Here is a 12,501-nt window from a genome sequence, read left to right on the forward strand (position 1 = left end):
CTGACCCGGTTGCCGAGCGCTCGCCACGTCGTGGCTGGGGCTCGGCCGCGCGATTGACCCTCCTGTCACGGACCGACCGTGACCGCCCAAGACCGAAGGAGGCTGGGTTCACGCATGCGTCAGTACGAACTGATGATCATCCTCGACCCGGAGCTCGACGACCGCACGGTGCAGCCGACGGTCGACAAGCTCCTCACCGTCGTCAGCAAGGACGGCGGCAAGGTCGACAACCTCGACATCTGGGGTCGGCGCCGCCTGGCGTACGACATCAAGAAGAAGTCCGAGGGCATCTACGCGGTCGTCACCATGACGGCCGAGTCCGCGACCGCCAAGGAGCTGGACCGTCAGCTCGGACTCAACGAGTCCGTGCTGCGCACCAAGCTGCTGCGCGTCGACGCCTGATCGAGACCTAAGGATTCCTATGGCTGCTGGCGACACCGTCATCACCATCATCGGCAACCTCACCCAGGACCCGGAGCTGCGGTTCACCCCGTCCGGGGCCGCGGTCGCCAACTTCACGGTGGCCTCGACGCCGCGCACCTTCGACCGCCAGACCAACGAGTGGAAGGACGGCGAAACGCTGTTCATGCGCTGCTCGGTATGGCGGGATGCCGCGGAGAATGTCGCCGAGTCGCTCCAACGCGGCTCGCGCGTCATCGTCTCTGGCCGGCTGAAGTCGCGCTCCTTCGAGACCAAGGAAGGCGAGAAGCGCACCGTGGTCGAGTTGGACGTCGACGAGGTGGGCCCGTCGCTGCGCTATGCCACCGCGAAGGTCAACAAGACCCAGCGCGGTGGCGGCGGTGGCGGCTTCGGTGGCGGCCAGCAGCAGGGATTCGGCGGCAACCAGGGATCCGGCGGCGGCAACGCCGGCGGTTACGGCGGCGGCCAGCCGGCCGACGACCCGTGGGCGACCGGGGGATCCGGTGGCCAGCAGGGCGGCGGTCAGCAGTCCGGCGGCCAGGGCGGCCAAGGTGGCGGCCAGGGCGGCTGGAGCACCGGCCCGTCCTACGACGAACCGCCGTTCTGATGTCTTTTGCCTCGGCTCCTCCTCCGACGAACCGTCGCGAGCTCCGGCTCGTCGGCATCGTCACCGAGGCGGTGCCTTTTGCCTCGGTTCCTCCGACGACCCGTCGCGAGCTCCGGCTCGTCGGCATCGTCACCGAGGCGTAGATCACACCCAGAGAACAACCCATCCCGAGCACCCGCTCGGGCTCACCTGAACCAAAGGAGAGCACCACGATGGCCAAGCCCGTTGTGCGTAAGCCCAAGAAGAAGGCCAACCCGCTGAAGGCGGCGAAGGTCGAGAACATCGATTACAAGGACGTTGCGCTGCTGCGCAAGTTCATCTCCGACCGCGGCAAGATCCGCGCGCGTCGCGTGACCGGCGTCTCCGTGCAGGAGCAGCGCCTGATCGCCACCGCGGTGAAGAACGCCCGCGAGATGGCGCTGCTGCCCTACTCCTCGTCCGCTCGCTAAACCCCACGAAGTTCTCCGCTCGTCCCTCGCTCCGATACTTCGCGGGGACCCCGGACGGGTGTTCAGACCAGAAGGACAGATGAATTATGAAGGTCATCCTGACTCACGAGGTTCCGAAGCTCGGCTCCGCCGGTGACGTCTGCGAGGTGAAGGACGGCTACGCGCGCAACTACCTGCTGCCGCGCAAGCTGGCCACCCCGTGGACCAAGGGCGGACAGAAGATGGTCGACGACATCTCCCGGGCCCGTGCGGCTCGCGCGGTGAAGTCGCTCGAAGACGCCCAGTCGCTGAAGGGCCGCCTGGAGGGTTCCAAGGTGAACCTGTCGGCGCGCGCCGGCGACTCCGGCCGCCTCTTCGGTGCCGTCACCACGGCCGAGATCGCCGAGGCGATCCAGCAGTCCGGCGCGGGTGACATCGACCGCCGCACCATCCACATCGGCTCGCCGATCCGCACGCTCGGTGAGTACGAGGTGTCGGTCCGCCTCCACCCGGAGGTCGAGGCCGCCCTCACCGTGAATGTGGTGCCGTCCAAGTAGGTCACCCCTCGCACGCACGCACGCACGCCCGCCCGGAACCTCGCGGTTCCGGGCGGGCGCGCTTGCTACACCCGTAGTAGAGGAATCCGGTCGCTATTGCCACCACCATCGCGACGCGGCCCACGGCACCCGTCGTAGAGGAATCCGGTCGCTATTGCCGCCGCCTTCCGTCGCCTTCCGCGACGTGCGCGCGCTCAGCCTCCGGTGACCAGCCAGCGGTCGGTGCGAGCACGCCATACCAGGCCGAGCAGGCGCGCCATCATGAACCACGCGAGCGCCGCCCAGACCACCGCGAGGGCCGCCGCGGCGCCGAGTCCGCCCCCAGCGGCCCGCACCACCAGCAGCACCGGCAGGTAGGCCGCCAATGCAGCCACCTGCAGCCAGGCGAGCATCACGCTGTCCCCGGCGCCCATCAGCACCCCGTCGAGGACGAAGACGATTCCGGCGATCGGCTGGGTGAGGGCCAGCACGAGCAACGCGGTGGTGAGCGCGCGCCGCACCCCCGGGTCGGGCGTGAACAGCAGCGGTAGCACCCAGGCAAGGGCGGCGGTGATCAAGCCGAGCCCGACGCCGGCATACCCGCCCCACCGGGTCATCAAGGTGGTCGCCCGCCGGGCCTCCGCGGCCGCGCCCGCACCGAGCCCGTGCCCGATGAGCGCTTGCGCCGCGATCGCGAGCGCGTCGAGCGCGAAGGCGAGCAGGTTGAAGACATTCATGGCGACCTGATGGGCGGCCAGCGCGACTGCGCCGAAGCCGGCCGCGACCCAGGTGGTCGCGAGGAACGCGGCCCGCAGCGCGATGGTGCGGACCAGCAGGGGCGCGCCATTGCGGGCGGCAGCCAGCACCGATGCCGGATGGAAGCTCAGCCGCGCGCCCTCGTGCCGGGCCCGCCGGATCACCAGGGCCGCGAAGGCCACCGCGACGCCGGTCTGCGCGATGAGCGTCCCGAGCGCTGAGCCGGCGATGCCGAGCCCGGCCGGGTAGACCAGCAAGTAGTTGAGCGCGCCGTTGACCGCGAAACCGACGGTGGCCACGAGCAGCGGCGTGCGGGTGTCCCGGAATCCGCGCAACACGCCGGTCGCCGCGGAGATCACCAACAGCGACGGTATGCCGGCCGCGCCGATCCGTAAGTAGGTCGCGGCCAGGTCCGCGACGATCCCGTCCGCGCCCAGGAGCCGGACGAGCAGGTGGGCGAACAGCGCGACGAGCCCAGCGGTCGGCATACCAAGGACGAGGGACAGCCACAGACCGTCGACGCCGGCGGCGAGGGCTCGGGCCGGCGACCCCGCACCCAGGGCGCGCGCCACGACGGCGGTGGTCGCGTAGGCCAGGAAGATGAAGACGCCGGCCGCGGTGAGCAGGACCACCGAGGCAACGCCGAGGGCGGCGAGCGCGTCGGTGCCCAGATGGCCGACGATCGCACTGTCGGCGAGCAGGAACAGCGGCTCGGCGACCAGCGTCAAGAAGGCGGGCACCGCGAGCCGGAGGACGGCAGCCGGTGTGACCGCTGAGGCGGTTGTGACCTGGGACACGCTCCATCTGGCCACTGACCGGATCGGAGGTTCCCTCAGGTCCATTATCTGGACGACTGAGGTCTCAGAATATGAGCACTGAGGCAGGCTCACCGTTGCATTCTGCAAGAGCTGTTGCCGGTTCCAGCGAGCCGCGGAATGGCGGGAAATATCACGAACAGGTCACGGAAGGTCACGACCGCCGAGCGCAGTGACCTTCTCGTGACATCGCGGGTGACACAGGCGAGCCGGTGAGAAATTTGCCGAACCGGTTAGGCGAATTGGCCCACGCCGGGCAACCTAGACGGGCGCACGGAGGGTCGGGGGGCCGAAGAGCGTCGGCCGAGCGGGCTTCCCAGAAATCTCTGGTGATCCCGCGCGGCTGGAGTCAGCAAATCGTCAAGCCGCCGAAGGGTCCTGATGGGTTCCTACCAGCCCCGCCATCTCAAGCACGAGCCGAGCGTTTTCGGTTCTAAGGCCGCTCGCCGCGGTCTGATCGCCGCCGCTACCGCGGCCGTGGTGATCCCCACCGCTTCTGAGGCCGCCTCCGCGGCCCCGGTCCCGACCGCCGCTGCGGTCAAGACCTCCCCGTCCCATGTGGTCGTCGTTCGCTACGGCCAGACCGGCTACTACGTGCGCGTCGTCCAGCAGCGCGTTGGCGGCCTCGCCGTCGACGGCTCGTTCGGTCCGCGCACCCTTGCTGCGGTCAAGCGCTTCCAGCGTGCGCACGGTCTCGTCCAGGACGGCATCGTCGGTCCGCTGACCTGGCGCGCCCTCGGTGGCCAGCCGGGTTACCGCAGCGGCAGCACCGCTCCGGTGAGCCGGTCCGGCTCGGGCAGCTCGGCGATCGTCTCGATCGCCAAGCAGTACCAGGGCGTTCCGTACGTCTGGGGCGGTTCGACCCCGGCCGGCTTCGACTGCTCCGGCTTCACCTCCTATGTCTACAAGCGCGCCGGCATCTACATCCCGCGCACTGCGTCCGCGCAGCAGCGTTATGTGCGCCGCGTGAGCTCGCCGGTGCCGGGCGACCTGGTGTTCTCGGGCTTCCCCGCCTACCACGTGGCCATCTACGTCGGTGGTGGCATGCAGATCGCGGCGTCCAAGCCGGGCACCTCGATCGCGATCAAGCAGATCTGGGGTTACAAGACCTACGGTCGCGCCTGATCGCTTCCCGCTTCAATCTCGGCCCCGTCCACCGTTTCGGTGGACGGGGCCGCTGCTTTGCGGTGCGCTTTGCTGGCGAAGCCACCGGGGCGGCCGGTGTCCTGTCGCTCGTGATGGGCCGGCCAACCGACGTGGACGGCAGCCAACCGACGCGGCGGCTGCGTCGTCTGGAGCGCCGCACAAGCATCGCCCGTCGGGCCCCGCAGGACCCTCGGCAGGGCCGCGACCTGCGGTTTCGGCATACAGCGCAGTGCGAGCGGGCGCGGGCAGCCCTGGATCGGCTCGACCGGATATCTCAGATCGCGAGATAACTACAAAAAAAAGACGCTTCGGCGTGTCGTTCGAAAGCCTCTGGCCGGCTGGGTGGTACAAGGCCCGCATTTTCGTTGGAATGACGCTGATCCACCCTCAGGGGTCCCTTCGACCCCAGAAAACGGCGTTAGTCACATAAGTCACACGAGTCACACAGTCAACGACCGACGCGCGTGTTTCAGAAGTTTCAGGTACCACACAGGTGTGACACCCGGCATAGTCGTCGCGGCCACGTCCGCCGCGGGGGAGCAGTGGGCGCTAGTGATCTCGAGCTTGGGGAAGAGTGCGAGGTCCGGCCGAGCAGTGCCTGCGCTCCCTCCGTGCGTGGGTCCGACCGTCCAGCGAGAGGCCTCATGACTACGACAGCCCCTCGGCACGCAAAAGCGCGCCCGGGAATCGCCGCCAAGTTCACGCCCGCCCTCACAACCCGCAAGACCCTCATCCTCGGTGGCGCCGCGCTCAGCGTGCCGGCGACCGCCGTGAGCGCCGCGATCGCGGCACCGGCCGACGCCGCCGTCGGCGCCGCCCAGGCCGCCACCGTGCCGGCCACCCCGCACCTCGCGACGACCATCACCACCAATGTCGTGTGGCTGCGGTATGGCGACACCGGTTCGCTGGTGAGCATTGCCCAGCAGCGACTCGGTGGCCTGGAGGTCGACGGTTCGTTCGGTCCGGCGACCCTCGCCCGGGTGAAGTCCTTCCAGGCCGCACACGGGTTGTATGTCGACGGCCTGATCGGCCCCAACACCTGGAATGCCCTCGGCGGATTCCCCAGCACGACGCCGACGCCCACCCCGCCGCCGACGGGCTCGTGCACGGTGACCGTGCTGCGCTATGGGTCCACCGGCTCGCTGGTGTCGACGGCACAGCAGCGGCTCGGCGGCCTGGTGGTTGACGGGTCCTTCGGCCCGGCGACCCTCGCCCGGGTGAAGTCCTACCAGTCGGCCCACGGCCTGACCGTGACCGGCGCCGTGGACGCGGCGACCTGGGCCAAGCTCGGGGGCTTCCCGTGCAATGGCACCACCCCGCCTCCGGCGCCGACCCCGCCGCCGACACCGACCCCGCCGCCCACACCGACGCCTCCGCCGGCGCCGACCCCGCCGCCGCCCACTCAGAGCAAGCAAGACCTCGCGGTGTCGATCGCCAAGCAGTACCTCGGCGTGCCCTATGTGTGGGGTGGCGCGAGCCCGTCCGGCTTCGACTGCTCGGGCCTGACGCAGTACGTCTACGCCAAGGCCGGTATGACGATCCCGCGCACCGCGTCGATGCAGCAGGCGGCGCTGCCGCGCACGTCCAACCCGGTGCCGGGTGACCTGGTCTTCTTCGGCTTCCCGGCCTACCACGTGGGCATCTACCTGGGGAACAACCAGATGATCGCCTCGCCGTACCCGGGTGCCGTGACCCGCATCCAGCCCATCTACAACACCCCGGCCGGTTACGGCCACTACGCCGGCTGATGGGCGCGGTGACGACGCCGGCTCCCCGGCACGCGAAGTCCCGGCCGTCGGCTCTTGCCGGCGTGGCCCCGTATGTCGCCCCGCGTCGCCTGGCGGCCGCGGGTGCGGCAGCCGGCATCCCCACGGTCGCCGTCGTGGCGCCCGCGGGTGCCACCGCGGGTCCGACCGCTCAGTGGACCGCCGCCCCGCAGGCGGTGGCCCCGAGCGCCGCGCCAGCGGTCAAGACGGCCACGACAGCTAATGTCGTGTGGCTGCGGTATGGCGACACCGGCTCGCTGGTGCGCACAGCGCAGCAGCGGCTCGGTGGTTTGGTGGTCGACGGTTCGTTCGGTCCGGCAACGCTGGCCCGGGTGAAGTCCTTCCAGGCCGCGCACGGGCTGTATGTCGACGGCCTGATCGGGCCGAACACCTGGGATGCCCTGGGCGGCTTCCCCACCGTGACGCCGCCGCCCACCGGCTCGTGCACGGTGACCGTGTTGCGATACGGCTCGACCGGTTCGCTGGTCTCGACCGCACAGCAGCGCCTGGGCGGTCTGGCGGTGGACGGTTCGTTCGGCCCGGCGACCCTGACCCGGGTGAAGTCCTACCAGTCGGCTCACGGCCTCGCCGTGACCGGAGCGGTGGACTCGGCCACCTGGACCTCGCTCGGTGGTTTCCCGTGCAACACCGGCGGCGGCAGCACGCCTGCCCCGCCGCCACCCACGCCCACCCCGCCGCCGGCGCCGGACCCGGTCGGCAACCCGAATGCGGCATACAAGCTGCCGTGGAGCAAGGGCGCGAGCTACCGGATCAGTCAGGGACCGAACGGGACCTACTCGCACAACTCGGTGTGGAACGACAATGCGGTGGACGTGTCGATGCCGATCGGCACCCCGGTGCTGGCGGCGCGCGGCGGCGTGGTGAAGTCGACCGGCTACACCTCGGCCGGCGGCGGCAACTACGTGCTGATCCAGGACGCCTCGGGCCTGTGCCAGGTGTATTTCCACCTGTCGTCCTATTCGGTCGTGCCGGGTCAGGCGGTCGCGCAGGGTCAGCGGGTCGCGGCGTCCGGGAACTCGGGTAATAGCTCCGGGCCGCACCTGCACTTCGACCTGCTCAAGTGCTCGTCGTGGTACAGCGCGGCGACCATGCCGACGGTGGAGCGCGGCACGAGCTATCCCTCCGGCACGGTGATCACCAGCCAGAACGGCGGCTGAAGCCGGTCTGTCGCGTCGGCGGCCCTCTCGTTGTCGAGGGGGCCGCTTTCGGTGCCCGTGAGAGGCTCTCGTCGTGTCGCCTCACCGCCTGCTCGTGCTCGCCGGGCAGGTGCTGCTCACCGGGGTGCTGGCCGGCTGCGCCGGCGCAGCGCTCACCGTCCTGCTGCAGGCCGTCGAGCACCTGCTCTTCGGATATGCGTCGGGCACCTTCGGGCATGCGGTTGCGACCGCTCCGGTATGGCGGCGCCTGCTCGCGCCGACCCTGGGTGGCGCGCTCGCGGGCGCCGGGTGGTGGTGGCTGCGCCGACGGTATGCCGTGCCGAGCGTGCGGTCGTTGGCGGCCGGTGGCGTCAGTGGCCGTTCGGCCGGGGTGGCCGCCGCCGACGGTGTCCTGCAGGTCCTCGCGGTCGGTTCGGGCGCCTCGGTGGGGCGTGAGGGCGCGCCGCGTCAGCTGGCGGCGGGGTTGGCCGGCTGGGTGCTGCGGGCCGGGGGCTCCCGGCATACGGTCCTGGTCGCGGCGGCCGCGGGAGGTGGGCTCGCCGCGGTCTATACGACGCCGGTCGCGGGCGCGATCTTCGCGATGGAGCTGGTGCTGCGGCGCTGGCGGTGGCGGTGGGCTCTGGTGGCGCTCGCGGTGTCGGTCATCGCGACGCTGACGGCCTGGCCGGTGACCCGCGACGAGGTGACCTATGACTGGCCCCGGGTGACGCTTTCGTGGTGGGCGCTCGCGGGCGTCCCGGTGGCGGTGATGGTCGGGGTGGTTGTGGGGCCGGCGCTGCGTGTCCTCGCGGACCGGGCGATGGTCGCGGCGCGGCGACCGGTGCCGTCGTGGCGGCTGCCGGTGCTGCTGGGGTTGGTCGGTCTGCTGCTCGGTGTGGTGACGCTGGGCTTGCCGGCGGTGGCAGGCAATGGCAAGGCGATCGTGCAGGCGGTGCTCGCCGGACAGGCGTCGCTGCTGATGCTGGCCGGGCTGGCGGTCGCCAAGCCGGTGATGACGCTGGCGTACTTGCGCGGCGGGGCGACCGGTGGGTTGTTGACGCCGTCGCTGGCCGTCGGAGCGGCGTGTGGTGGTGCCCTCGCGGCGCTCGCGGGGGCATTCTCGGCGGGCTCCCCCTCGGCAGGCGCCTCCTCGGCGGTGGCGGTGTGGGCGATGCTGACCGGTGCGGCGGTACTGGCCGCGTGTGAGCGGGCGCCATGGTTCGCGGCAGCCTTCGCGGTGGAGTTGACCCGGCCGGCGTGGTGGGTGGCGGTGCTGTTGGTGCTGGTGTGTATCGGGGTGGGAATCGGGACTGGAATCGGCCGCGGGAGTGCCCGGCGTCTCGGCATACGGACATGCGGCAGGTGACCCGAAATTCACTGTTTGTGCAGGTCAGCGGGTTGTGCACAGTTCTCCACAGGGCTTATCCACAAGGGTTCCCTGGGTCTTTGCCGGTTTTCCCCAGGCCTGTGAAAAGTCCTGTGGAAAACCGTGTTTGCCGTGTGGTCGATCGCGCACCTAGCGTGCGTCCGCGGAGTCTGTCGGTGCCGAGTGCTGCACTGGTGCGGACGTGACTGATGGGACGGGAAGGGGCCATTCGGGTGTCGATCGACGACCTGGAGAGCGTGTATGCCGGTGGTGCGCCGGGTGGCCGGGAAGCGCCGGGCATGGTGCCCCCGCAGGATCGCGGCGCGGAGCAGTCGGTGCTGGGCGGCATGCTGCTGTCGAAGGACGCGATCGCCGATGCGGCCGAGGAGCTCAACGGGCGGGACTTCTATTTCCCGGCGCATGAGTCGATCTATGAAGCGATCATCGAGCTCTACGGTCGCGGCGAGCCGGCCGATGCGATCACGGTCGCCGATGAGCTCAATAAGCGTGGCGAGCTGCAGCGAATCGGTGGGCAGGCTTATCTGCACGAGCTGATCCAGTCGGTGCCGACGGCGGCGAATGCCGGTTATTACGCGGAGATTGTGGCCGAGCGTGCGGTGCTCCGGCGGTTGGTGCAGGCTGGCACCAAGATCGTGCAGCTGGGGTATGCGCCCGAGGGTGGCGATGTCGTCGACCTGGTCAATCAGGCGCAGGCGGAGATCTTCGGGGTGTCGACCGGCAAGGACGCCGAGGATTACGTCCGGCTGGGCGACGTCATCGAGGCGACCGCCGACGAGATCGAGGCGGCGTCCTCGCATTCGGGCGAACTTACCGGTGTGCCAACGGGTTTCGCCGATCTGGACACCTTGACCAATGGTTTGCACCCGGGGCAGATGATTGTGCTCGCGGCCCGTCCGGCGGTCGGCAAGTCGACCCTGGGCCTGGATATCGCGCGCTCGGCCTCGATCAAGAACAATATGACCTCGGTCATTTTCAGCCTGGAGATGAGCAAGAGCGAGATCACCATGCGTCTGCTGTCGGCGGAGGCGGAGATCCAGTTGCAGCACATGCGCAAAGGCCAGATGCGCGACGAAGACTGGACCAAAATGGCCTCGACGATGGGCCGGATCGCTGACGCCCCGCTGTTCATCGACGACAGCCCGAATATGTCGCTGATGGAGATCCGCTCCAAATGCCGCCGGTTGAAGGAGCGGCACAACCTCAAACTCGTGGTGATCGACTATCTGCAGCTGATGTCGTCCGGCAAACGGGTCGAGTCGCGCCAGCAGGAGGTGTCGGAGTTCTCGCGTGCGCTGAAGCTGCTCGCCAAGGAGCTCGAGGTGCCGGTGATCGCGATCTCCCAGCTGAACCGTGGCCCCGAGCAGCGCACCGACAAGCGCCCCCAGATGTCCGACCTTCGCGAATCGGGCTCGATCGAGCAGGACGCGGACGTGGTGATGCTGCTGCACCGCGAGGACACCTTCAACAAGGAATCCGAGCGCGCCGGCGAGGCCGACATCATCGTCGCCAAGCACCGCAATGGCCCCACGGACACGATCGTGGTGGCCTTCAAGGGCCACTACTCCAAGTTCGCCGACATGGCCCAGAACTTCTAGCCCAGGTGTCGGGACCTGTCGGGATGCAGCAAAGATTGCAGGACCCCGCACGGGATATTTTGCGCAAGCACCCGTCGATGAGCAGCACAATGCAAGATCGACCGACGGCAGCAGCGCCCGCTCAAGCCCGAATCAGCTCTACTTCCGACGGTGGACGTGCTTAGACGTGATTCACCGCGCCGGGGCGGTCAGGGCGTCCATCACCTCGAACTCGTAGCCGCTCGCCCGCGCGATGTAGATGTCCTGGTCGCTTCCGGCCGATCCGACCCGGACCGTCCCGCGTGGGCCCTCATAGCTGAACCCGGTCAGGGCGGCGGCTCTGATCGCGGTGCCGTCGCCGGAGCCCGCGGCCCGCACCGCTGCGGCCAGGGCCAGAATCCCCTCGTAACAGGACTCAGCCTCGTTGTTCAGCACGGGCGCGCTGGGACCGAACCGGCCGGCATACTCACCGACCAAGTCGAGTGCGCTCGTGGTGGTCAAGGACGAGAAGTAGGCCGCCGCGACGAAGAGGTTGCGGGTCGACTCGGCCCCGGAGGCGAGAAGCATGTTCTCCTCCATGAGCGGGGTGAAGCGGGAGAGGCGGTCGGCGAGGCCGGCAGCGGCGAACTGCCGGTTGAAGAGCACCGCGTCACGGCCGACCAGGAGCATGAGTACCGCCTGGGCTGTGGTGCGTCGGATCCGCTCGATGGCCGGCCGGAAGTCGGCGCAGCCGTAGGGCACGAACTCCTCGCGGACGATCTCGATCTCCGCCGCGCCGGCAGAGGCGCTGACCGTCGCGGCCGTGCCGCGCGGCCAGACGTAGTCCGAGCCAATGACCGCCCAACGAGTCAGTCCGATCTCGCGGCGCAGCCAGGCCAGCGCCGGGATGACCTGGCTCGAGGGGTGCTCGCCGACGAGGATGGCACCGCCGGGACGACCGCCCTCGTGCAGCGAGGTGTAGAGGTAGGGGATCGCGTCGGGCAGTGCCGGTGCGACCACCTCGCGGACCGAGGAGATGTGCCAGCCCGTCACCGCGTCGATGAAACCGGAGCGGGCCATGAACTGCAGCTCAGTCGCGACCTGGCGGGGCGGGGCGCCGGCGTCGACGACGTGCAGACGCACCTCACGGCCGAGAAGGCCGGCCGCCGCGTTGAGCTGCTCACTGGCCAGGCGCGCGACCAGCTCGCAACTCGGGCCGAAGATGCCTCCCGGGCCTTGCAGGGGAATGGCGAGCGCGATCGTGAATGGCCGGTCCATGGCGCTCCCCCTCTCGGGATCCGTCCTCATCCTACGGTCGTCACCTCCATATGGAAGGATTAGCGTCAGGCAAATGATCGCGGGGACGCCCCGGTTCGAGCAAGGGAGGTGAGTCGTGAGCGGTCGCCACGCTCCGGTGGGCCGGTCGCATCCTGCAGGGTCGGCTGGGTCGGCACAGTCGACATCACCCGAGCGGAGCTTGCCCGTCGTCGCGGCACTGCTCGTGGCGCGCGCCCATCACGCCGAGCGCGCGGTCTCCAAGGCCCTGTCCGGCACGGAGCTGGCGGCGGCCCATTGGTTCATCCTCGACTTCGTGGCCTCGTCTCCCAGTTCGGGGATGTCCGAGATCGCTGTGGGCACAGGACTTCCGGCCCCGACACTCACTCGTCACATGGACCGCCTTGTCGACCGGAACTTCGTCTATCGGGTGCTGGACCCCGCCGACCGCCGCCGTGTCGGGCTGCGCTTGACCGAGCGCGGTGAGGCGTTCATCGACGAGCACCAGTCGGGCGTGCACGAGATGCTGCGGGAGGTCTTCGGTGCCGCTGACAGCTGGGAGCTGGAGGCCGTGCAGCGCGCGCTCGCCAAGGGTTGACCGGACGGTCGTGCGAGGCCCCTTGCCAGGTAGTTCCAAATGGAAGTAACGTCACCT

At 69.4% G+C, this 12,501-nt stretch carries 12 protein-coding genes; 10 read left to right on the top strand and 2 right to left on the bottom strand.

The window, feature by feature from the left end; genetic code table 11:
- The first annotated feature begins 114 nt into the window (after window positions 1-114).
- The 4 genes from rpsF to rplI all read left to right on the top strand — a co-directional run bounded on the left by rpsF (window position 115) and on the right by rplI (window position 2,012).
- A complete protein-coding gene (gene rpsF / locus G9U51_RS16045) occupies window positions 115-402 on the top strand; it encodes a 30S ribosomal protein S6 (RefSeq protein ID WP_166198434.1) in 288 nt (95 codons plus the stop codon).
- A gap of 19 nt (window positions 403-421) precedes the next feature.
- Complete coding sequence (locus tag G9U51_RS16050) at window positions 422-1,027, top strand: single-stranded DNA-binding protein (RefSeq protein ID WP_166198436.1); 606 nt, start codon at window positions 422-424, stop codon at window positions 1,025-1,027.
- Between the two features lie 212 nt (window positions 1,028-1,239).
- Window positions 1,240-1,476, top strand: a complete 237-nt coding sequence (rpsR, locus tag G9U51_RS16055) for a 30S ribosomal protein S18 (protein ID WP_166198438.1) — start codon at window positions 1,240-1,242, stop codon at window positions 1,474-1,476.
- Between the two features lie 86 nt (window positions 1,477-1,562).
- Window positions 1,563-2,012 (top strand): 50S ribosomal protein L9, encoded by a 450-nt coding sequence (gene rplI, locus G9U51_RS16060; protein ID WP_166198440.1) that lies wholly within the window; start codon window positions 1,563-1,565, stop codon window positions 2,010-2,012.
- A 194-nt stretch (window positions 2,013-2,206) separates the two neighbouring features.
- Here rplI and G9U51_RS16065 read toward each other — a convergent pair whose 3' ends face one another.
- Window positions 2,207-3,544, bottom strand: a complete 1,338-nt coding sequence (locus tag G9U51_RS16065; RefSeq protein ID WP_328823516.1) for an MATE family efflux transporter — start codon at window positions 3,542-3,544, stop codon at window positions 2,207-2,209.
- Window positions 3,545-3,943: 399 nt separating this feature from the next.
- On the opposite strand from G9U51_RS16065, the gene G9U51_RS16070 reads away from it, so the two are divergent.
- From G9U51_RS16070 to dnaB, 5 genes are all read left to right on the top strand, one after another.
- Window positions 3,944-4,687, top strand: coding sequence for a C40 family peptidase (locus G9U51_RS16070; RefSeq protein WP_166198444.1), 744 nt, complete (start codon window positions 3,944-3,946; stop codon window positions 4,685-4,687).
- Between the two features lie 665 nt (window positions 4,688-5,352).
- The gene (locus G9U51_RS17680) at window positions 5,353-6,456 is read left to right on the top strand and encodes a C40 family peptidase (protein ID WP_166198446.1); all 1,104 of its coding nucleotides are present in this window, start codon (window positions 5,353-5,355) and stop codon (window positions 6,454-6,456) included.
- 8 nt (window positions 6,457-6,464) lie between these two features.
- A complete protein-coding gene (locus G9U51_RS16080) occupies window positions 6,465-7,652 on the top strand; it encodes a peptidoglycan DD-metalloendopeptidase family protein (RefSeq protein WP_166198448.1) in 1,188 nt (395 codons plus the stop codon).
- 73 nt (window positions 7,653-7,725) lie between these two features.
- Entirely contained in the window at window positions 7,726-8,997 is a 1,272-nt protein-coding gene (locus G9U51_RS16085; RefSeq protein ID WP_166198450.1) for a chloride channel protein, read from the top strand.
- Between the two features lie 233 nt (window positions 8,998-9,230).
- Window positions 9,231-10,613 (top strand): replicative DNA helicase, encoded by a 1,383-nt coding sequence (gene dnaB, locus G9U51_RS16090; protein ID WP_407941449.1) that lies wholly within the window; start codon window positions 9,231-9,233, stop codon window positions 10,611-10,613.
- Window positions 10,614-10,784: 171 nt separating this feature from the next.
- On the opposite strand, the gene G9U51_RS16095 is transcribed toward dnaB, so the two are convergent.
- Window positions 10,785-11,849 carry a substrate-binding domain-containing protein gene (locus G9U51_RS16095; RefSeq protein WP_166198454.1) on the bottom strand — a complete coding sequence of 355 codons (1,065 nt, stop codon included), beginning with the start codon at window positions 11,847-11,849 and terminating at the stop codon, window positions 10,785-10,787.
- Window positions 11,850-12,072: 223 nt separating this feature from the next.
- Here G9U51_RS16095 and G9U51_RS16100 point away from each other — a divergent pair, with 223 nt between their 5' ends.
- Window positions 12,073-12,444, top strand: coding sequence for a MarR family winged helix-turn-helix transcriptional regulator (locus tag G9U51_RS16100; protein ID WP_328823521.1), 372 nt, complete (start codon window positions 12,073-12,075; stop codon window positions 12,442-12,444).
- The last annotated feature ends 57 nt before the right edge of the window (window positions 12,445-12,501 follow it).

This window comes from Metallococcus carri (assembly GCF_011440275.1).
Classification (GTDB): Bacteria; Actinomycetota; Actinomycetes; order Actinomycetales; family Dermatophilaceae; genus Metallococcus; species Metallococcus carri.